We start from the raw sequence: 20,744 nt of genomic DNA on the forward strand, positions 1-20,744 counted from the left end.
CGGCCGACGAGTCCGATGCGGTCACCCGCCTGCACACGCAGGGCTGGACCGGGCGCGGTGAGGAGGGTCCGCACACCGGCACGAACTTCGAGGTCGGTGGCGGTAATCACGACGGGCCAGTTTACCGGAGTTTCCGGGCGCCGAACGCCACGCAGCGGGTGACTCCGCTAACCTTCGGACGCATGAGCGTAATCAGGGATCTCGAGGGACGTACTGCGCTGGTCACGGGCGCGAGTCGAGGCATCGGCAAGGCCATCGCCGCCGAGTTCCTGGCCCGCGGCGCCAAGGTCGCGATCACCGCCCGCAAGCCGGAGCCGCTCGAGGCCGCCGCCGCCGAACTGCGCGCCGGCGTCGACGGCGCGCGGGTGCTGCCGATCCCGGGCAACGCCGGAGACGACGACTCCCGCGCCGAGACCGTCGCCCGGACCGTGGCCGAGTTCGGTTCGCTCGACATTCTCGTCAACAACACCGGCATCAACCCGGTGTTCGGTTCGCTGATGGAGGCGGACCTCGGCGCGGTCCGCAAGATCTTCGACGTCAATGTCGTGGCCGCGCTTGGCTACATCCAGCAGGCACACAAGGCGTGGATGGGCGAGCACGGCGGCGCCGTCGTCAACCTCGCCAGCGTCGCCGGACTGCGGTCGACCGGCGTCATCGCCGCGTACGGCGCCTCCAAGGCGGCACTGATCAGGCTCACCGAGGAGCTCGCCTGGCAGCTCGGCCCGACGATCCGCGTCAACGCCGTCGCCCCCGGGGTGGTCAAGACCAAGTTCGCCGAGGCGCTCGTCGCCGGCGGCGAGGACCAGGCCTCCGCGATCTACCCGATGAAGCGCCTCGGCAGCCCCGAGGACGTGGCCGGACTGGTCGGCTTCCTGGTATCGGACGCGGCCGCCTGGATCACGGGCGAGACGGTCCGCGTGGACGGCGGACTGCTGTCGACCGGTTCGCTCTGACACAGGGACACCGGTGACCGGTCCCCACCGGATCGCCGACTTGGTCGTGGTCGGCCTTGGCCCCGCCGGCCGGGCGCTGGCCCACCGGGCGGCGGCGGCGGGTCTCGACGTCGTGGGGGTCGACCCCCGTCCCCAACGCCGCTGGTCGCCGACCTACGCCGCGTGGCTCGACGAACTACCGGACTGGCTGGAACCCACGGTGTTCGGTTCGCGCGTACCGCGCCCCTCGGTGTGGGCACTGCACGAGCGGCGCCTGGACCGGGCGTACGGGATCTTCGACAACGCGGCGCTGCGCGACGCGTTGCACCTCGACGAGGTGCGGGTGGTCCCGGTTCGCGCGGAACGGCTCTCGGCGGGATCGGTGCTGCTCACGGACGGTGCCGAGGTGTGCGCGCGGGTTGTGGTCGACGCCCGCGGCGTGCGCCCGAGCCCCGAACTCGCGGAACAGACCGCCTACGGGATCGTCGTGCCCGGGGCAACAGCCGCACCAGCGCTGGGCGACGCCGGAGCCTGGTTCATGGATTGGCGGCGCGACAACGGGACTGCCGTCGACGATCCGCCCTCCTTTCTCTACGCGGTCCCGCTCGGCGGCGACCGCGTCCTGCTCGAGGAGACCTGCCTGGTGGGTCGGCCCGGACTGTCGCAGCGCGTGCTGAAGCAGCGCCTCGCGCACCGACTGCGAGTACGCGGCGTCACGGTCCCCGCCGACGCCGACCGTGAGCGGGTGAGCTTCCCGGTGCAGGCTCCGCGGTCTGGTTCGGGTTCGGTGACACCGCGATTCGGCGCCGCTGCCGGACTCGGCCACCCCGGCACCGGGTACAGCGTCGCCGCGTCGCTGTCGGCCGCGGACTCCGTCGTACGCGCGGTCGTCGACCGCACCGACCCGGGGGCGGCGTTGTGGCCGGCCCGAGCCCGGGTGGTCGGTGCACTACGGGACGTCGGTCTGCGCGCCCTGCTGCGCCTCGAACCGCGGTACGTACCAACATTCTTCGAGTCCTTCTTCGCGCTGCCCGAGCACCGCCAACGCGACTACCTGTCCACCCGCGACGACCCGTTCGCGGTGAGTTCGACCATGTGGACGCTGTTTCGCCGCGCGCCTGCACCCGTCCGGCGCACACTGGCGCTCGCCGCGCTGCCCGCGCGCCGAGAAACGACGAGGGGACGTGCGTGAAGGTCGAGATCCAGTTGGACGCCGCTCCGGTCGACGCCGCCGCGCGGGCCGTCGAGCTCGCCGCCACCGGCGCCGCCGGCCTGTTCACCTTCGAGGGCCCGCACGACGTCTTCTTCCCGCTCGTCGCGGCCGCGCCTGCGGTGGACCTGGACCTGACCACGAACGTCGCGATCGCCCTGCCCCGCAGTCCGATGCACCTCGCCCACGCCGCGCACGACCTGCAGGTCCTCTCCGGGGGCAGGTTCCGCCTCGGCCTCGGTTCGCAGATTCGACCGCACATCGAGAAGCGCTACGGGGCCACCTGGTCACGCCCCGCCGCCCGGATGCGCGAGGTGGTGCAGGCGGTCCGCGCGATCTTCGACACGTGGGAAGGTAAGGGCCGTCTCGACTTTCGCGGCGAGTTCTACACCCACACGCTGATGGCGCCGACCTTCGACCCCGGTCCCAACCCGTTCGGGCCGCCGCCCATCCTGCTCGGCGCGCTCGGTCCGGTGATGACGAGGACCGCCGCGGAGGTGGCGGACGGCCTGCTGGTGATGCCGTTCAACAGCGAACGTCACTTCCACGAGCGCACCCTGCCTGCCGTCGACCGCGGGCTGGCGTCCGCCGGTCGTGACCGGTCCGACTTCGAGATCGTCCCGCAGGTGATCGTCGCGACCGGGCGCAGCGAGGAGCAGTTGGCCGCGGCGACCGAGGGGGTGCGCCGCCTGCTGGCGTTCTACGGGTCCACCCCGGCCTACCGGCCCGTGCTCGAGGTGGAGGGGTGGGCGCACCTGCAGGACCCGCTCAACGCGCTCTCCAAGCGGGGCGCGCTTGCGGAGATGGTCGAGCACGTCGACGACGCGATGGTCGACACCCTCGCCGTGCGCGGCACCCCCGAAGACTGCGCCCGGCAGATCCTGGCGCGGTTCGGCGCGCACGCTGACCGTGTCTGCTGCTACTTCCCCGGCTACCACGTCGACCTCGCGCACGTGCGCGACCTGGTGACCGCGCTCGGCTGACCGAAGAACGGGTAGTGCACTACTCGTGTCCGGACTTCGTGGTGGGAGATACGGTCGAAGGGACCGATAGCGGTAGCCGTTGGAGGCGACACCATGCCGAACTCGCAGCCCACTCCCCCAGCCCCAGCCCCCGCATCGAAGCGCATCGTCATCTGCTTCGACGGCACGGGGAATCAGATTCGTGCGACCCGGAACACCAACGTGATCCGACTGTTCCGTGCCCTCGAGAACACCGCCGGGGAACAGATCCTTTTCTACGACCCCGGAGTCGGCACGCTCTCCGCCGCGGGTGCCCGTACCCGGATCGGTCGCTGGTACTCGCGGATGCTCGGTCTCGCGTTCGGGCTGGGCCTCAAGACCAACCTGGCCGACGCCTACACCTTCCTGATGAACCACTGGGAACCCGGCGATCAGATCTACATCTTCGGGTTCAGCCGTGGCGCCTTCACCGCGCGGGCGCTGGCCGGGCTGCTGCACTTGATCGGCATTCCGCGCCAGGCGTCGGACAACCTCGTCGAGTACGCGATCGCGACCTACGCCCGTCGGCACAAGTGGACCAAGGCGGACCACGCCGAGGCCGACGAGTTCTCCAGCACACTGTGTCGTGCGGTCCACGGCAAGTTCTCGATTCCGGTGCACTACCTGGGCATCTGGGACACCGTCAGCGCCCCCGGCATCTTCCGCCCCGATCTCAGCTTCCCGAACACCCACCACCTGGGCAATGTGCTCGCCGGCCGCCACGCAATCTCGATCGACGAGAAGCGTCGGCCGTATCGTCAAGACCCCGTTCGTAATCCCCGCATCGAGGAGGCGTGGTTCGCCGGCGTCCACTCGGATGTCGGCGGCGGCTTCGCCGAGCACCAACTCTCCGACATCTCGCTGATGTGGGTGCTCGAGGGCGCCCACACCCACGGTGTCCTGTTGCGGCGAACCGAGGAGCTGCGTGAGTTGCCGACCCTCGAGGCCGCGGACGCGACGGCGCCGGTACACCCGACGGGTTGGATCTGGGCGCTACTGATCTGGCGGCATCGCCATCCCGCGCCCCGCGTGAACGTACATGCGAGTGTGCGAATGCGTCGTGAACACGACCCGTCGTACGGCCGCCGCCAGCTCGAGGACCCGCGATGGATCGACGAGGGATGGGACCGGCACCCGACCGAACGCTTCAGCGCGGCCGGCCACTGCGATTGCGAGGTCAGCGCCGGAACGCACCGACCGCTTCAGTCACCGCCTCCGGAACGCCGTCGAGCGCCCAGAGCGCCAGTCCCACAAGGGCAATCGTCAGCAGCGGCCCCAGGACCGCACGCTCGAACGCTCCGCCGGCCCTGATCGAAATCGGATCCGGCAGACGCAGTTCACGCCAGCGGCGCCCCCGCCACGCCGCGAAGGGGGCCAGGAACGGCACGCCCTCCTTCGTGATCGCGTCGCCGAGGCAATGCACCGCGCACCCGAGACCCAGCGCCACCCCGAGCGCCCTCGAACCCACCTCGTCGGGATACCAGGTCCAGGTCAGTGCCGCGAGCACGCCCGCGACCGCCGTCACCACGAGCCAGCCGTTGCGCTTGGCCCAGTCCCCGGCGAGCCCGCGCAACGCCAGGCCGAGCGTGACGAACAAAGTCCCGACGATCGCCGGCCTGCCGAACGCGGTCACCAGCGCCGATACCCCGACGCTCAGCAGGATCGCGAACAACGCTGTGTGCGTGAGGGTTCGATGGCCGCCGTTGCGCCGTGGATCCCTGCGCCCGCGTGTCAGCCGGTAGTACCACAGCGAGAGCTCGTCGACGCCACGCGCCACGAGGGTGCTGACCGGGCCGAACGAGCGGGCCACCGTCGACTGTGTGGTGTCCAGGTCGGGCAGCAGGGCTGCACCGGCACAGACCCCCGCGAAGGTGAACAGCTCGGCGGTCGACGTCGGCCCGCCCCAGTGCTCGGGCAGTGCCTGCGCGACGAGAAGTCCGGCGACGGCACCGGAGACAGCATGGGTGGCACCCATCACCATGGCAGAGAAGGCCTTTCGGAACGTGACTGAGGAGCAGTATCCGAAGAGCCGCCCATGACGGTGCCAACCTACCAATCGGTCACGACAACTCCGCCGCCGTGACCTGATCGGGGCCCTTGTCCCGCCGGAGCCCACGCCACACCGGGTGCCGTAGCCGGCCGTCACCGGTCGTTTCCGAATACCGCACCTCGGCAACGAGTTCCGGCCGCGTCCAGTGCGCTCCGGGCACGTCGACCGGGTCCGCGAACGGCGACTGCTCGGTCGCGAGTTCGCGGGTCAGCGAACCGAGCTCGGCGAGAGTCGCGTCGGTGAACCCGCTCCCCACCTTGCCGATGTAGCGCAGCCCCCCTCGCCCGTCCGGCACCCCGAGCAGCAGCGACCCCACGCCCGGCGCCCGGCCGCCCTCGCCCGGCTGCCAGCCACCGATCACCGCCTCGCACTCACGAAAGTGCTTGAGCTTGACCCACGACGACGAACGGCCCGACCGGTAGGCGGAGTCCCAGCGCTTGGCCACCAGCCCTTCCATCCGGTCGGCCCGGCTGCGGTCGAGCGCCACCGGAAAGTCGGACGGCGCCAACGCAGGCACCCGCCAGGTGTCCGCGGGGTCGAGTGGAATCGCTTCGAGCACCGTGCGTCGGGACCGGTACGGCTTGGCGGTGAGTGTCGTGCCGTCGAGCTCGAGCACGTCGAACAGCAGCAGCACCGCCGTCGGCCCCGGTGCGCCGCGGCGCCCGATTCGCTGCTGCAGCAGCGCGAAACTCGGTGCCCCGGCATCGTCGACGACCACGATCTCGCCGTCCAGGACACCCGCGTGTCCGCGCAGCCCGGCCGGGATCTCGCCCAGCTCCGGAAAGGTCGCGGTCAGGTCCTGCCCGTTGCGACTGAGCAATCGCAGCGTTCCCGCCTCGGTCGCCCGATTCTGGTCGAAGTACACCAGGGCCCGGTACCCGTCGAGCTTGTACTCGAACGCCCACACCGCCGGATCCGCCCGCGGCGCAAACTCTTCCACTGTGGATCGAGACGCCAGCATCGGCCGCAGGTCCGCGGTCGTGCGCACGGGGCCGCTCGCGGGGGCCGGTTTCGCCGCCGGGGCCGGGATCAGGGCGGGCGCGACCCCCGAGTCGAGGCGGTCGAGCACCTCGCCGAAGTCCAACTGCCGCAGTCCCGATTCGGCAAGCTCGGCCCAGGTCCGGGGCGCCGCGACCGTCGGTGTCGCGGTTCCGCGCAGCGAGTACGGCGACACCGTGGTCTTCGACGCCGAGTTCTGACTCCAGTCGACGAACACCTTTCCCGCACGTTGGTCGCGAGCCATCCTGGAGACGACCGTCGTCGGTGTCTCCCGCTCGAGATCGACGGCGATCGCCTTCGCGAACTCGACGCAGCGTTGCGCCGTCCACCCCCCGCCCAGGCCCGCGTAGAGGTGAATTCCCTTGCTGCCGCTGGTCACCGGCAGCGCGTCGAGCCCGTGCCGTTGCAGGCGTTCGCGCACCCGGAGCGCGACCTCCGCGCATTGGTCGAGGCCCACTCCCGGCCCCGGGTCGAGATCCACCACCAGCCGGTCCGGGTGGAGCGGTCGCCCGTCGTCCCCGAATCGCCACTGCGGCACGTGGAACTCCAGCGAACCCGCCTGCGCGAAGTACACCAGCGCGGCCAGGTCGTCCACCAGCGGGTACGCGATGGTCTTGGAACCGTGCGTCATGGTTCGGCGCTCCACCCACGCCGGCGTCGCCGCGTCGACGTTCTTCTGGAAGAAGGGCGTCGCCGCGGTCCCGTCCGGCCACCGTTTCCTGGTGACGGGCCTGCCCGCCAGCAGCGGCACCATCACCGCGCCGACCCGCGTGAAGTACTGCAGCACTTCCGCCTTGGTGGTGCCGGTCTCCGGGTAGAGAACCTTGCCCAGATTGGTCAGCGACAGCCGCTTTCCCCCGACCACCACCACGGCGTCGTCAGTCATCTTCCGCCCGCCCACATGTCGGCTCCGACCTGCACCGCTTGCTCGTCACCTGGCCTGATCCCACAGTATGGACCATCATGGATGCATGCGATCGATATGGAAAGGCTCCATCGCGTTCGGTCTGGTGAACGTCCCGGTGAAGGTGTACACCGCGACCGAGGACCACGACATCAAGTTTCACCAGGTCCACGGCACGGACGGCGGACGGATCAAGTACAACCGTGTCTGCTCCGAGTGCGGCAACGTCGTGCAGTTCGCCGACATCGACAAGGCGTACCTGTCCGAGGACGGCACCCAGGTGATCCTCACCGACGAGGACTTCGACAAGCTGCCAGCCGCCGAGAAGCACGAGATCCCCGTGCTCCAGTTCGTGCCGTCGGACCAGATCGACCCGATCCTGTTCGAGAAGAGCTACTTCCTCGAACCGGACTCGGCCTCCCCCAAGGCCTACCAGCTGCTCGCGTCCACGCTCACCGAGAGCGACCGCACCGCGCTGGTGCACTTCACCCTGCGTCAACGGACCCGGCTGGCGGCACTGCGCGTCCGCGACGGCGTCCTCGTCATCCAGACCCTGCTGTGGCCGGACGAGGTACGAGCCGCGGACTTCGACAAGCTCGTGGACGCGGCGGCGCCGTCGGACAAGGAACTGGCGATGGCGAAGATGCTGGTGGAGTCGATGTCCGAGGACTTCCAGCCGGACACCTACACCGACGACTACCAGATCCAGTTGCAGAAGATGCTCGACGAGGCGATCGCCAACGGCGGGCAGAAGGTGAGCGTGCCCGCCCAGGCCGCGCACGCGGCGGACGCCGAGGTCGTGGACCTGGTCGCGGCCCTGCAGCGCAGCGTGGACGCCGCGAAGTCCGGCAAGGACGGCGACGGCGCCGAAGCCGAGAAGCCGTCGAAGGCCGGCAAGCGCGCCCCCGCCCGCAAGACCGGCTGAGAACCCGCCCCGACGGTGTGGCGAGACAAAGTCTGGACAGATAGTCCTCGCGCAGATAGTCTGCATACAGATCATCTACCGAGGAGGACACCATGTGGGAGTACGAGCACAGCGTCGAGACCGCCGCCACCCCCGAGTCGATCTGGGGCCTGTGGGCGGACGTCGAGAACTGGGGCACGTGGAACGCGGACATCGCGCACATCGAGATCCGGGGTGACTTCACCGACGGCACCGAAATCGTCATGACGCCCGCCGGCGCCGAGCCGGTGCACCTTCACCTGGCCGACGTCGCCAAGAACCGCGCGTTCGTGGACGAGGCCGAGATCGAGGGACTCGTGCTGCGCACGACCCACCGGGTCGAGACCGCCGCTGACGGCGTCACCCGCGTCACCTATCGGATGGAGATCACCGGCGCGGGCGCCGACGAGCTGGGACCCGAGATCGGGCCCGCGGTCACGGGCGACTGGCCCGAGACCATGGCGGCACTTGTGGAGAAGGCACACGATCATGCCGCTTCGCCCCGGTGAGAGCCCGGGGTTCCTGCTCTGGCACGCCACCCTGCGCTGGCAGCGCGGTGTCGCCGAGGCACTCGACCCCCTGGACCTCACGCACGTCCAGTTCGTCCTGCTGGCCTGCATCTGGTGGCTCAACACCCACGACGAGCAGCCGAACCAGCTCGCGGTGGCGCGCCAGGCCGGCACCGACGTGAAGATGACCTCGCAGGTGCTGCGCACCCTGGAGAAGAAGGAACTGATCGAACGGCACGTCGACCCCGCGGACACCCGGGCCAGGCTGCTGCGGGTCACCGCTGCCGGTGCGGCGCTGGCGCCGCGGGCGATCGAGGCCGTCGAGGCGGTCGACGTGCGGTTCTTCGAACCGGTGGGCGTCGGCGAGGCCACCTCGTTCCTGCAGCGCCTCGCCACCCGACCCAACGAGTAGGTGCCGGAACCGATCACACGGTTCCGGCACCTACCGGCTGGACGCTGCAGAAATCAGACGGTGAAGCCGAGGGCGCGCAGCTGCTCGCGGCCGTCCTCGGTGATCTTGTCCGGGCCCCACGGCGGCATCCAGACCCAGTTGATCTTCAGGTCCTCGACCAGCCCGCTCTTGACCAGCGCGCCGCGCGCCTGCTCCTCGATCACGTCGGTCAGCGGGCAGGCCGCCGAGGTCAGCGTCATGTCGACCGTGGCGATGGAGCTCTCGTCGACCGAGATCCCGTAGACCAGGCCGAGGTCGACGACGTTGATGCCGAGCTCGGGGTCGACGACGTCACGCATCGCCTCCTCCAGGTCGTCCACCACGGCCTGCTGCTCGGGGGTCAGCTCAACCAAGGCCTGCTGCTCGGCCGGCTGCTGCTCCGGCGTCTGCTCGCTCGCCTGAGTGTCGGTCATGATGAAACTCCTCCGGTCTGAGCCGGCACGCTGGTGCCGCTGCCGTCTCCGTCAACAATTCGAACAACGGCATCCTTGAATGCCATCCAGCCCAGCAGCGCGCACTTCACGCGGGCCGGGTACTTCGACACCCCCGCGAACGCGATGCCGTCACCGATCAGGTCCTCGTCACCCTCGACGGCGCCGCGGCTGGTGATCATCGCGTCGAACGCGTCCACCGCGACCATCGCGTCCTCGACCGCCAGGCCGACCACCTGGTCGGTGAGCACCGACGTCGCGGCCTGGCTGATCGAACAACCCTGGCCGTCGTAGGAGACGTCCGCGACCCGGCCGTCGTCGGTGAGCGCGACGCGCAGGGTGATCTCGTCCCCGCAGGTCGGGTTCACGTGGTGTACCTCGGCGCCGAACGGCTCCCGCAGGCCCCGACCGTGCGGGTGCTTGTAGTGGTCCAGGATCACTTCCTGGTACATCTGCTCCATGCGCACGTCAGGACGCCCCGTCGATCGGTGCGGTCTCCGGCTCGTCGACGACCGGCTCGCTCGCCGCGGTGACCCCGAAGAACTCCTGGGCGCGGCGGATGCCCGCCGCCAGGGCGTGCACCTCGTCGGCGGTGTTGTACACGGCGAACGACGCCCGCGCGGTCGCGGCGATGCCGAAACGCTTGTGCAGCGGCCACGCGCAGTGGTGGCCGACACGGATGGCGATGCCCTCGTCGTCGAGGATCTGGCCGAGGTCGTGCGCGTGGATGCCCTCCACCACGAACGACACCGCGCCACCCCGGTCCTCGGTGGTCAGCGGTCCGACGATCCGGACCCCGTCGATGCCGCCGAGCAGTTCGAGCGCCAGCGCGGTCAGCTCGTGCTCGTGCGCGGCGACGGCGTCCATGCCGATGCCGTCGAGGTAGCGCACCGCGGCGCCGAGCGCGACCACCTGCGAGGTCATCGGGACGCCGGCCTCGAACCGTTGCGGCGGAGCCGCATAGGTGGTGGCCTCCATCGTGACGGTCTCGATCATCGAGCCGCCGGTGATGAAGGGCGGCATCGCCGTGAGCAGCTCCCGCTTGCCGTAGAGCACGCCGACGCCGGACGGTCCGAGCATCTTGTGCCCGGAGAACGCCGCGAAGTCGACGTCGAGGCCGTGGAAGTCCACCGGCATGTGCGGCACGGACTGGCAGGCGTCCAGCACCACCAGCGCGCCGACCGCCCGCGCCCGCCGCACCAGCTCGGCCACCGGCGCGACCGCGCCGGTGACGTTGGACTGGTGCGTGAACGCGACGACCTTGACGGCGTCGGTCAGCTCCAGCGAGTCCAGGTCGATCCGGCCGTCGTCCGTGACCCCGTACCAGCGCAGCGTCGCGCCCGTTCGGCGGGCCAGCTCCTGCCAGGGCACCAGGTTGGCGTGGTGCTCGAGCTCGGTGACCACGATCTCGTCGCCGGTCCGCAGCGCCCGCTCGAACCGCTCGTCGCCGAGCACGTAGGTCACCAAGTTCAGCGACTCGGTGGCGTTCTTGGTGAACGTCAACTCGTCCGGATCAGCGCCGACGAACTCGGCGATGGCCGCCCGCGCACCCTCGTAGGCGTCGGTCGCCTCCTCGGCCAGCTGGTGCGCACCCCGGTGGACCGCCGCGTTGCAGGTGGTGAGGAACTCACGCTCGGCGTCGAGCACCTGGACCGGTCGCTGCGAGGTGGCGCCGGAGTCCAGGTACACCAGAGGCTTCCCGTCCCGCACCGTGCGGGCCAGGATCGGGAAGTCCGCCCGGATGCTGGTGACGTCGAGCGCGGCCGCCGTGCTGGTCATGGAACTAGGCCCCTGCCGCCGCGGCCTGCGTGAACCGGACATAGCCGTTGGTCTCGAGCTCGTCGGCCAGCTCCGGGCCGCCCGACTCGACGACCTGGCCGCCGACGAACACGTGCACGAACTGCGGCTTGATGTAGCGCAGGATGCGGGTGTAGTGGGTGATGAGCAGGACGCCGCCGTGCTCGCGCTCCTGGTACCGGTTGACGCCCTCGGACACGATCCGCAGCGCGTCGACGTCGAGGCCGGAGTCGGTCTCGTCGAGGATCGCGATCTTCGGCTTGAGCAGACCCAGCTGCAGGATCTCGTGCCGCTTCTTCTCGCCGCCGGAGAAGCCCTCGTTGACGCTGCGCTCGGCGAAGGTCGGGTCGATCTCGAGCTCGGTCATCGCCTCCTTCGCCTCCTTCACCCAGTGCCGCAGCTTGGGGGCCTCGCCGCGGACGGCGGTGGCGGCGGTGCGCAGGAAGTTCGACATCGACACGCCGGGCACCTCGACCGGGTACTGCATGGCCAGGAACAGGCCGGCGCGGGCGCGCTCGTCGACGCTCATCTCGAGCACGTTCTCGCCGTTGAGGGTGATGCTGCCCGAGGTGATCTCGTACTTGGGGTGGCCGGCGATCGCGTAGGACAGCGTCGACTTGCCGGAACCGTTGGGGCCCATGATGGCGTGGGTCTCCCCCGAGCGGACCGTGAGGTTCACGCCCTTGAGGATGTTGATCGGCTCGGCGTTCTCGTCGGTCTGGGCGACGCGAACGTGCAGGTCCTTGATCTCCAGAACGGAGGTTTCAGGGGTAGTCATTCAAGAATTCCTTTGAGAAGTGTTGTGTCGGCGACTAATTCGGCGTGACGATCAGACGCCGACCGCGGCGAGCTCGACCTCGATGGCGGCTTCGAGGCGCTCGCGCACCTCCGGTACGGCGATGCGGTTGATGATCTCGTGGAAGAAGCCGCGGACCACCAGACGGCGGGCCTGGTCCTCCGGGATGCCTCGCGAGCGCAGGTAGAACAGCTGCTCGTCGTCGAAACGCCCGGTGGCACTGGCGTGTCCGGCGCCGACGATCTCGCCGGTCTCGATCTCGAGGTTCGGCACCGAGTCGGCGCGCGCCCCGTCGGTGAGCACCAGGTTGCGGTTGAGCTCGAAGGTGTCGGTGCCCTCGGCCTCGGCCCGGATCAGCACGTCGCCGACCCACACGGTGTGCGCGTCGTGCTTGCCGGAATGCGGGTCGCCCTGCAGCGCGCCCTTGTAGACGACGTTCGACTTGCAGTGCGGCTGCGAGTGATCCACCAGCAGACGCTGCTCGAAGAACTGGCCGGCATCGGCGAAGTACAGCCCGAGCAGTTCGGCGTCGCCGCCCGGTCCGTCGTACTTGACGATCGGCGTGAGCCGGACGAGGTCGCCGCCGAGGGACACCGAGGTGTACCGCAGCACCGCGTCACGGCCGAGTCGGGAGTGGTGGGCGGCGACGTGCACGGCGTCGTCGGCCCAGTCCTGCACCGCGACGACGGTCAGCTTGGCGCTGTCACCGAGGACGAACTCGACGTTCTCCGCGTAGGTTCCGCTGCCACGCTGATCCAGCACGACGGTGGCCTTCGCGAAGGCCTCCAGCCGCACCTGCAGGTGACCGTAGGCGACCTTGTCCGCGCCGGGGCCGGTCACCACGATGTTGACCGCGTCAGCGATCTCCCGCTCGGTGCCGACGGTCACGACGGTCGCGGACTCGAAGCTCGAGTACGCCTGCGCCGCGACACGGTCGGCGGGCACACCGGCCTGGCCGAGGCGCGCGTCGTCACGACCGACGGTCTCGACGGTGACGCCGTCGACGGCCTCGACCTCCACGGTGACCGCTCCGGAGGTGACGGCCGAGCCGTCGTGCAGGCCGCGCAGCCGGCGCAGCGGGGTGAAGCGCCAGGCCTCGTCACGGCCGGCGGGAACCTCGAAGGCGTTGACGTCGAACGAGGTGAACACCTCGCCCTTGTTGGTGGCCGGGCGGGCGGTGTTCTCCCCCGCGACCGCGCCGACGACTCCTGTTGTGGGGTTGCTCACTAGCCAACCGCCCCTTCCATCTGCAGTTCGATCAGGCGGTTGAGCTCGAGGGCGTACTCCATCGGTAGCTCCTTGGCGATGGGCTCGACGAACCCGCGCACCACCATGGCCATCGCCTCGTCCTCGGTGAGGCCGCGGCTCATCAGGTAGAACAACTGGTCCTCGGACACCTTGGACACGGTCGCCTCGTGTCCCATCGACACGTCGTCCTCGCGGATGTCGACGTACGGGTAGGTGTCGGAGCGGGAGATCTGGTCGACCAGCAGCGCGTCACACTTGACGGTCGCCTTCGAGCCGTGCGCGCCCTTGTTGACCTGGACCAGGCCGCGGTAGGAGGCACGGCCGCCGCCACGGGCGACGGACTTGCTGACGATGGTCGACGAGGTGTGCGGCGCCAGGTGCAGCATCTTCGCGCCGGTGTCCTGGTGCTGGCCCTCGCCGGCGAACGCGACGGAGAGCACCTCGCCGCGGGCGTGCTCGCCCATCATCCACACGGCCGGGTACTTCATGGTGACCTTGGAGCCGATGTTGCCGTCGATCCACTCCATCGAGCCGCCTGCGTCGACCTTGGTGCGCTTGGTCACCAGGTTGTAGACGTTGTTCGACCAGTTCTGGATCGTCGTGTAGCGGCAGTGACCGCCCTTCTTGACGATGATCTCGACGACCGCGGAGTGCAGCGAGTCGGACTTGTAGATCGGCGCGGTGCAGCCCTCGACGTAGTGCACGGAGGCGTTCTCGTCGACGATGATCAGGGTCCGCTCGAACTGGCCCATGTTCTCGGTGTTGATCCGGAAGTAGGCCTGCAGCGGGATGTCCACGTGCACGCCCGGCGGCACGTAGATGAACGAGCCGCCCGACCACACCGCGGTGTTCAGCGCGGAGAACTTGTTGTCGCCCGCGGGGATCACGGAGCCGAAGTACTCCTTGAACAGTTCCGGATGCTGCTTGAGCCCGGTGTCCGTGTCGAGGAAGATCACGCCCTGCTTCTCGAGATCCTCACGGATCGAGTGGTAGACGACCTCGGACTCGTACTGCGCGGCGACACCAGCGACCAGGCGCTGCTTCTCCGCCTCCGGGATGCCCAGCTTGTCGTAGGTGTTCTTGATGTCCTCGGGCAGGTCCTCCCAGGACTCGGCCTGCTTCTCGCTCGACCGCACGAAGTACTTGATGTTGTCGAAGTCGATGCCCTCGAGGTTCGAGCCCCAGTGCGGCATCGGCTTCTTGTCGAAGGTCTTGAGCGCCTTGAGCCGGATGTCGAGCATCCACTCGGGCTCGTTCTTCTTGGCCGAGATGTCCCGCACGACGGCCTCGGACAGACCGCGCTGCGCGCTGGCGCCTGCGACGTCGGAGTCGGACCAGCCGTAGCCGTAGTGGCCGAGCGAGGCGATGGCCTCGTCCTGCGTCAGGCCTGCTTGCTGTCCGGCTGCCTGGTCTTGGGTGACGGTCATGCGAGCTCCTTCCGGAGTCTTGTTGCGTACCGATGCGGGCTGGGCACCGGCGAGGGGTGTTGCTTCTTCGTTCTGTGTTGCTGATGTGCTGTGTTGCTGACGTGCTCTGCTGCTGAGTGTTCGACGTCGCTGAGGGGTTCAACGGCGCGGTCACGCCGATTCGGTCAGGTCGCTTCCTGATGCGTCGCGGCCGGTGGGACGAGCGGGACGTGTGTCGTGCAGGCGCAGTCCCCGTTCGCGATGGTCGCGAGTCGCTGCACGTGGGTGCCGAGAAGCTCGGCGAAGGCCTGCGTCTCCGCCTCGCACAGCTCCGGGAACTCCGAGGCCACGTGCGAGACCGGGCAGTGGTGCTGGCAGATCTGCACGCCGTTGCCGACCGGCCGGGTGGTTGCGGCAAAGCCGGCACTGGTGAACGCGTCCGCGATGGCGTCGGCGGTCGCCTCGACCTCGCCCTCGCCGTGCCCCGCGACCGGGTCGATGTCCGCGACGATGGTCTGGACGCGGCGCCGGGCGAACTCGACGATCGCGTCCTCGCCGCCGACCTCGCGGAGCTGGCGCATCGCCGCACCGGCGAGGTCGTCGTAGGAGTGCCCGAGCCGCGAGCGACCGGCGGCGGTCAGCTGGAACTGCTTGGCGGGCCTGCCGCGGCCCTTCTGCTGCCAGCTGGCCGACCTGGTGGAGCGCGCCTCACCCGAGTCGATGAGTGCCTCGAGGTGACGACGGACGCCCGCGGCGCTCAGGCCGAGGTTGGTGCCGATCTCGGTGGCGGTGATGGGGCCCTGCTCGAGCAGAAGTTGCACCACCGCCGCCCGGGTATGCCCCTCGTGGCTCATCGCACTGGGTGTGGGCGCAGCACCGCGCGCGGGAAGAACAGGCGCACTACCTGCGACTTCACTTCGCGACTCGGGGGCCGGTGCCGTTTTCACAACACCAGTGTGACGGAATTGTTCGCGCCGGTCCACCAAGGGTGCCCTGCATTACACCGCTACTCTGCACCCTGTGCCGAAGACCGACGACGCACCGGACGCCGGTGACACCCCAGGCGCCGGTCCCGGCTCCCCTCCCCGACACGAGTTCGGCAGCCGCGCGCTGACCCTCGGCCGACGTGCACTCGGCATCGACGGCCGCCACCACGGCTTCGAGGTGTCCAGCCTGCACGGCGACGAGCCCGAGGCCCCCGGCCTCGACCCACGCGAGACCGCCCAGCTGCGCGGAGTCAGGCGGTTCGGCGCGACCGGCGCCCTGCTCATGGCCCTCGGCGCGCTCGGCGCAGGTGCCCAACCCGTGCTGCAGAACCCGGTCCAGGGCCTGCGCATCCTCGGCCTGCCCGCGCGGATGCCGAGCGTCGCCATGACCATCACGCTGACCGGCAGCGCGATGGTCGTGCTCGCGTGGCTGCTGCTGGGCCGGTTCGCCATCGGCAACTTCCGCGAGGGCACCGCGATCCGACGCCTGACCCGCTCCCAGCTGGATCGCACGCTGCTGATGTGGGTGATCCCCCTCGCCGTGGCGCCGCCGATGTTCAGCAAGGACGTCTACTCGTATCTGGCGCAATCGAAGATCGCCGCCCTCGGACTGGACCCCTACGCGATCGGCCCCAGGCAGGCACTCGGCGTCGACCACGTCCTGACCCGGACGGTGCCGACGATCTGGCGGGACACCCCCGCCCCGTACGGCCCGCTGTTCCTGTGGATCGGCAAGGGGATCTCCGCGCTGACCGGTGAGAACATCGTCGCGGGCATCTTCCTGCACCGACTGCTCGCGCTGGTCGGCGTGGCCCTGATCGTGTGGGCACTACCGCGACTGGCGAAGCGATGCGGAGTGGCCAGCGTGACCGCCCTGTGGCTCGGCGCCGCCAACCCGTTGCTGCTGTTCCACCTGGTCGCGGGAATTCACAACGAGGCGCTCATGCTCGGACTGATGCTCGCCGGCATGGAGATCGCGCTGCGGGCGGTCGAGGGGGCAGGCCCGATACGGGGTAGATCGCTGATCTACCTGCTGTCCGGGGTGGCGCTGATCGCGCTGTCCTCCACCGTGAAGATCCCGTCGCTGCTCGCGCTCGGCTTCCTCGGCATGGCGTTGGCCAGGCGCTGGGGTGGCCGGGTGCGGTCGGTGGTCTCGGCGGCGGCCCTGATGCTCGCCGTGACGGCGGTGGTCGTGCTCGCCGTCAGCCTGGCCAGCGGGCTCGGACTCGGCTGGCTCAGTCCCGACACCCTCGGCACCGCGAACGAGGTGCGCAGCTGGATGTCGCTACCGACACTCCTGGGCCTCGGGACCGGACTCGCCGGGGTGCTGCTCGGCCTCGGCGACCACACCACCGCGGTGCTGAGCCTGACCCGTCCGATCGCGGCGCTCGCCGCGGCGTTCGTCGCGCTCCGGATGCTGATCGCGGTCCTGGTCGGCCGGATCCATCCGGTCGGCGCGCTCGGCGTCTCACTCGGCGTGCTGGTCCTGCTGTTCCCGGTCGTGCAGCCCTGGTACCTGTTGTGGGCCGTGATCCCGCTGGCCGCGTGGGCGACGCGGCCAGCCTTCCGCCTCCCCGCGATCGCGTTCTCCTCGGTGGTCAGCCTCATGGTCATGCCGAACGGCGGCGAATACCAGCCGTTCGTGATCGTGCAGGCCGCGATCGTCACCATCCTCGTCTGCGGATCACTGATCTTCGCCACCCGCAACCGGCTGCCGTGGCGCTCCGACCGTGGGGCGTCGAACGACCGGCAAACCGCCGACGCCTAGGCTGGGACCCCGTGAGCTCTTCGGCGTCGAACGCGACGCACCCCGTTCTCAGCCTCGACGGCGTGGTGAAGACCTATGGCGGCGTCATCGCCGTCGACGGCCTGGACCTGTCCCTCGAACGCGGTCAGGTGCTGGCACTTCTCGGACCCAACGGCGCGGGGAAGACGACCACGGTCGAGATGTGCGAGGGCTTCCTGCGCCCCGACGCCGGCACCGTGCGGGTGTTCGGGCTCGACCCCATCGCGGACTCCGGCGAGGTGCGCGCGCGCATCGGCGTGATGCTGCAGGGTGGCGGGGCCTATCCGGGATCGAAGGCCGGCGAGATGCTGGACCTGGTCGCCGCGTACTCGGCCAACCCGCTCGACCCGCAGTGGCTGCTGCGTGAACTCGGACTCTCCGACGCGGTGCGCACCCCGTACCGGCGGTTGTCCGGCGGCCAGCAGCAACGACTGGCCCTGGCCTGCGCGTTGGTCGGCCGCCCCGAACTGGTCTTCCTCGACGAGCCCACCGCCGGGCTCGACGCCCAGGCACGGCTGATGGTGTGGGAGCTGATCGAGGCGCTGCGCCGCGACGGCGTCGCGGTGCTGCTGACCACGCACCTGATGGACGAGGCCGAGGCGCTCGCCGACCGGCTGGTGATCATCGACCACGGCCGGATCGTCGCGGAGGGCACCCCGAGCGAACTGACCCGGCACGGCGCCGACGGCCAGTTGCGGTTCTCCGCGCCCCACCACCTCGATCTGAGCGGGCTCGAGACGGCGCTGCCCGCGGGCTTCGTCCCGCGCGAGCTGTCCCCCGGGAACTACGTCGTCGAGGGCGAGATCAATCCCGGCGTACTGGTCACCGTGACGAGCTGGTGCGCGGAACTGGACGTACTGGCCACCGAACTGCGCGTGGACCAGCGCCGGCTCGAGGACGTCTTCCTCGACCTCACCGGCAAGGAGTTGAGGGGTTGAGCATGACCGACCAGGGCCGCCTCGCGGACAACCGTTTCGCGCCGGGGACCTTCACCGCCGACCCGAAACCCAATGCACCGCTGCCGATGCTCGCCGCGCAGACCAAGCTCGAGCTCACCTTGCTGCTACGCAACGGCGAACAGTTGCTGCTGGCGCTGTTCATCCCCATCACCCTGCTGATCGGGCTCTCGCTCATGCCGCTCGGCGATCTCGGCGACCCCCGGGTGAACCGGGTGCTGCCGGCGGTGATGATGGTCGCGATCATGTCGATCGCCTTCACCGGGCAGGCCATCGCGGTCGGATTCGACCGCCGATACGGTGCGCTGAAACGTCTCGGCGCCACCCCCCTGCCGCGGTGGGGCATCATCGCGGGCAAGAGCGCGGCCGTGGTGATCGTCGTCGCGTTGCAGTCGATCCTGCTCGGCGCCATCGGGTTCGCGCTCGGCTGGCGACCCGACGTGACGGGACTGCTGCTGGGTGCGGTGGTGATCGCACTCGGCACCGCGTCCTTCGCCGCGCTCGGGCTGCTACTCGGCGGGACGCTGCGCGCGGAGATCGTGCTCGCCCTCGCCAACGTGCTGTGGTTCGTGATGGCCGGCATCGGGAGCGTGGTGTTCGCCTCGGCCGACTCGATTCCCGGTCCGCTGCACACCGCGGCGCGGCTCGTCCCGTCCGGCGCTCTCGCGGAGGCGCTCGACCACGCGCTGTCCGGCTCGATCGACGTCTTCGCCGTCGTGGTGCTGGCGCTGTGGGGTTCGGTCGCCGCGTGGCTCGCGACCCGGCTGTTCAAGTTCACCTGATACCGAATCACCCCGAAACGTATTTGTTTTCACACGCGAAAGGGCATCATGCATCGGTACCGAAGAATTCACTGCGCGTAGCCGCCTCGCTGACCGCAACTCTCGCACTCTCACTGGGCGGCGGCCTCGCCGCCACCCAACCGGCCTGGGGGCCGCTGGCGCCACCGAATCCGTTCCTCGGCCCGGTCGGCACCTCCACGATGCACGGCGACGCGGGCTCGTCGGACGCGACACCGCTCGCCGGGCCCGGCGCCGGAAAGCTCGGCGTGCAGTCCTATTCGCTGCTGTCCGCCTGCCCCACGCTGCTGCAGGGATCCGACCGGATGGTCGTGGCGTTGTGCACCTCGGTGCTCGGCCAGGTGCCCACCGTGCACCTGATCGACAAGGCCGGCGGGTCCAAGGCGAAGCTCGAACTGGCCAAGGGCAGCCTGCTCGGCGGCGTGTACGCCTATCTCGACAACCAGAACCGGCTGGTGGCGGTGGACGGTAACCGCAAGCTGCAGCGGATCGGTCACACCGCCGACAGCCTGTCCGTCGATTCGACGGTCGACCTGTCCGGCGCGGTGCCCGACGGCGACGCGGTCACCGGCCTGGTCCCCGACTGGCAGGGCAACGTCTGGTTCGCCACCGGCGGCGGCGTGATCGGCGCGGTGGACTCGGCGGGCGTCGCCCGTACCGTCCGGGTGCCGCAGGGCGAGCAGGTGCAGAACAGCATCTCCAGCTCCCCCGACGGGGTCTCGGTGGCGACCACGCACGCCCTCTACCAGCTCAGCCTGGCCGCGGACGGCACCCCGCAGATCGACTGGCGCCGCGCCTACGACCGCGGGTCGGCCCGCAAGCCCGGCCAGCTCAGCTGGGGCACCGGCTCGACGCCCACCTTCTTCGGCCCCGCCACCGGCCACGAGTACGTGGCGATCGTGGACAACGCCGACAGCCGGGTCAACCTGCTGGTGCACCGCGCCGACAACGGCGACGAGGTGTGCAAGATCCCGGTGCTGGCCTCCGGCGGGCCCGGCAGCGAGAACTCCCCCATCGGAGTCGGCAACTCGGTGTTCGTGGCCGGCACCTACGGCTACCCGTATCCGAAGGTGCCCGAGGGCGCCGGTCCGGCGGTGCCTGCGTCCGCACCCTTCGCCGGCGGCATGACCCGCGTCGACATGGACGCCGACGGCAGCGGCTGCCACCAGGTGTGGGACACGAACGTGCGCAGCTCTGCGGTGCCGCACCTGTCCACCGCCGACGGCAACCTGTACACGGTGCTGCGCGAGGGCACCGGCGGTGCGCTCGACGGGTTCACCTTCGCCGCCATCGACCCGGCCACGGGCGAGGTCCGCGGGCGCACCTCGCTGCCCGGCACCACCGCGAACGACACCCTGCAGATGTCGGCACTGATCAGCGCCGAGGGCGACTACTGGCAGGGCACCATCACCGGCATCCAGCGAGTCGGCCAGGACGCGGGCTCCGGCAGCCTCGGCGGCGGCAGCCTCGACCTGGGCAGCTCCGGCAGCTGACGGCAGCACCCAACGACAGGCTGTAGTTGACCGGGCTCTACCATCG

19 protein-coding genes and 1 pseudogene are annotated in these 20,744 nt (G+C 69.8%); 11 read left to right on the forward strand and 9 right to left on the reverse strand.

The window, feature by feature from the left end:
* The first annotated feature begins 182 nt into the window (after positions 1-182).
* The 4 genes and pseudogenes from ACFVH2_RS14795 to ACFVH2_RS14810 all read left to right on the forward strand — a co-directional run.
* Positions 183-953, forward strand: a complete 771-nt coding sequence (locus ACFVH2_RS14795; RefSeq protein WP_378423625.1) for an SDR family oxidoreductase — start codon at positions 183-185, stop codon at positions 951-953.
* Between the two features lie 13 nt (positions 954-966).
* On the forward strand, positions 967-2,124 hold the full coding sequence (locus tag ACFVH2_RS14800) for a lycopene cyclase family protein (RefSeq protein ID WP_378423627.1): 1,158 nt from the start codon (positions 967-969) through the stop codon (positions 2,122-2,124).
* Positions 2,121-3,125, forward strand: a complete 1,005-nt coding sequence (locus ACFVH2_RS14805) for a TIGR03617 family F420-dependent LLM class oxidoreductase (RefSeq protein WP_378423628.1) — start codon at positions 2,121-2,123, stop codon at positions 3,123-3,125. The genes ACFVH2_RS14800 and ACFVH2_RS14805 overlap by 4 nt, the downstream gene beginning before the upstream one ends.
* A gap of 93 nt (positions 3,126-3,218) precedes the next feature.
* Positions 3,219-4,010: pseudogene (locus ACFVH2_RS14810) on the forward strand (DUF2235 domain-containing protein); the annotation flags it as partial.
* Positions 4,011-4,320: 310 nt separating this feature from the next.
* Here the strand turns inward: ACFVH2_RS14810 and ACFVH2_RS14815 are convergent.
* Positions 4,321-5,124, reverse strand: coding sequence for a metal-dependent hydrolase (locus ACFVH2_RS14815; RefSeq protein ID WP_378423630.1), 804 nt, complete (start codon positions 5,122-5,124; stop codon positions 4,321-4,323).
* A gap of 79 nt (positions 5,125-5,203) precedes the next feature.
* Entirely contained in the window at positions 5,204-7,078 is a 1,875-nt protein-coding gene (ligD, locus tag ACFVH2_RS14820; RefSeq protein ID WP_378423632.1) for a non-homologous end-joining DNA ligase, read from the reverse strand.
* A gap of 85 nt (positions 7,079-7,163) precedes the next feature.
* On the opposite strand from ligD, the gene ACFVH2_RS14825 reads away from it, so the two are divergent.
* From ACFVH2_RS14825 to ACFVH2_RS14835, 3 genes are all read left to right on the forward strand, one after another.
* Positions 7,164-8,021, forward strand: coding sequence for a Ku protein (locus ACFVH2_RS14825; RefSeq protein ID WP_378423634.1), 858 nt, complete (start codon positions 7,164-7,166; stop codon positions 8,019-8,021).
* Between the two features lie 92 nt (positions 8,022-8,113).
* Positions 8,114-8,548: an SRPBCC family protein gene (locus ACFVH2_RS14830; RefSeq protein ID WP_378423636.1), complete on the forward strand. Its 435-nt coding sequence runs from the start codon at positions 8,114-8,116 to the stop codon at positions 8,546-8,548.
* Positions 8,529-8,960 (forward strand): MarR family winged helix-turn-helix transcriptional regulator, encoded by a 432-nt coding sequence (locus ACFVH2_RS14835; RefSeq protein WP_378423638.1) that lies wholly within the window; start codon positions 8,529-8,531, stop codon positions 8,958-8,960. Before ACFVH2_RS14830 ends, ACFVH2_RS14835 begins: the two co-directional genes overlap by 20 nt.
* A gap of 53 nt (positions 8,961-9,013) precedes the next feature.
* Here the strand turns inward: ACFVH2_RS14835 and ACFVH2_RS14840 are convergent, their stop codons facing one another.
* The 7 genes from ACFVH2_RS14840 to ACFVH2_RS14870 all read right to left on the reverse strand — a co-directional run bounded on the left by ACFVH2_RS14840 (position 9,014) and on the right by ACFVH2_RS14870 (position 15,660).
* Positions 9,014-9,412 (reverse strand): metal-sulfur cluster assembly factor, encoded by a 399-nt coding sequence (locus ACFVH2_RS14840; RefSeq protein WP_378423640.1) that lies wholly within the window; start codon positions 9,410-9,412, stop codon positions 9,014-9,016.
* Positions 9,409-9,897 (reverse strand): Fe-S cluster assembly sulfur transfer protein SufU, encoded by a 489-nt coding sequence (sufU, locus tag ACFVH2_RS14845; protein WP_378423641.1) that lies wholly within the window; start codon positions 9,895-9,897, stop codon positions 9,409-9,411. The genes ACFVH2_RS14840 and sufU overlap by 4 nt, the downstream gene beginning before the upstream one ends.
* A gap of 1 nt (position 9,898) precedes the next feature.
* Positions 9,899-11,209: a cysteine desulfurase gene (locus tag ACFVH2_RS14850; protein ID WP_378423642.1), complete on the reverse strand. Its 1,311-nt coding sequence runs from the start codon at positions 11,207-11,209 to the stop codon at positions 9,899-9,901.
* A gap of 4 nt (positions 11,210-11,213) precedes the next feature.
* On the reverse strand, positions 11,214-12,005 hold the full coding sequence (gene sufC, locus ACFVH2_RS14855) for a Fe-S cluster assembly ATPase SufC (RefSeq protein ID WP_378423644.1): 792 nt from the start codon (positions 12,003-12,005) through the stop codon (positions 11,214-11,216).
* Between the two features lie 51 nt (positions 12,006-12,056).
* Positions 12,057-13,250, reverse strand: a complete 1,194-nt coding sequence (gene sufD / locus ACFVH2_RS14860; RefSeq protein ID WP_378423646.1) for a Fe-S cluster assembly protein SufD — start codon at positions 13,248-13,250, stop codon at positions 12,057-12,059.
* Positions 13,250-14,698 (reverse strand): Fe-S cluster assembly protein SufB, encoded by a 1,449-nt coding sequence (gene sufB, locus ACFVH2_RS14865; RefSeq protein ID WP_378423647.1) that lies wholly within the window; start codon positions 14,696-14,698, stop codon positions 13,250-13,252. The genes sufD and sufB overlap by 1 nt, the downstream gene beginning before the upstream one ends.
* Before the next feature lie 164 nt (positions 14,699-14,862).
* Positions 14,863-15,660 carry a helix-turn-helix transcriptional regulator gene (locus ACFVH2_RS14870; RefSeq protein ID WP_378423650.1) on the reverse strand — a complete coding sequence of 266 codons (798 nt, stop codon included), beginning with the start codon at positions 15,658-15,660 and terminating at the stop codon, positions 14,863-14,865.
* Between the two features lie 127 nt (positions 15,661-15,787).
* Between ACFVH2_RS14870 and mptB the strand changes: the two genes are divergently transcribed.
* The 4 genes from mptB (at position 15,788) to ACFVH2_RS14890 (ending at position 20,698) form a co-directional block, all read left to right on the forward strand.
* Complete coding sequence (gene mptB, locus ACFVH2_RS14875) at positions 15,788-17,431, forward strand: polyprenol phosphomannose-dependent alpha 1,6 mannosyltransferase MptB (RefSeq protein ID WP_378423990.1); 1,644 nt, start codon at positions 15,788-15,790, stop codon at positions 17,429-17,431.
* Between the two features lie 11 nt (positions 17,432-17,442).
* Positions 17,443-18,387 carry an ABC transporter ATP-binding protein gene (locus ACFVH2_RS14880; protein ID WP_378423652.1) on the forward strand — a complete coding sequence of 315 codons (945 nt, stop codon included), beginning with the start codon at positions 17,443-17,445 and terminating at the stop codon, positions 18,385-18,387.
* 2 nt (positions 18,388-18,389) lie between these two features.
* Positions 18,390-19,187 carry an ABC transporter permease gene (locus ACFVH2_RS14885; RefSeq protein ID WP_378423654.1) on the forward strand — a complete coding sequence of 266 codons (798 nt, stop codon included), beginning with the start codon at positions 18,390-18,392 and terminating at the stop codon, positions 19,185-19,187.
* A gap of 200 nt (positions 19,188-19,387) precedes the next feature.
* On the forward strand, positions 19,388-20,698 hold the full coding sequence (locus tag ACFVH2_RS14890; RefSeq protein ID WP_378423656.1) for a hypothetical protein: 1,311 nt from the start codon (positions 19,388-19,390) through the stop codon (positions 20,696-20,698).
* Positions 20,699-20,744 lie beyond the last annotated feature (46 nt).

Origin of the sequence: Rhodococcus sp. NPDC127527 (assembly GCF_042672245.1) — a bacterium.
GTDB lineage: Bacteria > Actinomycetota > Actinomycetes > Mycobacteriales > Mycobacteriaceae > Rhodococcus_G.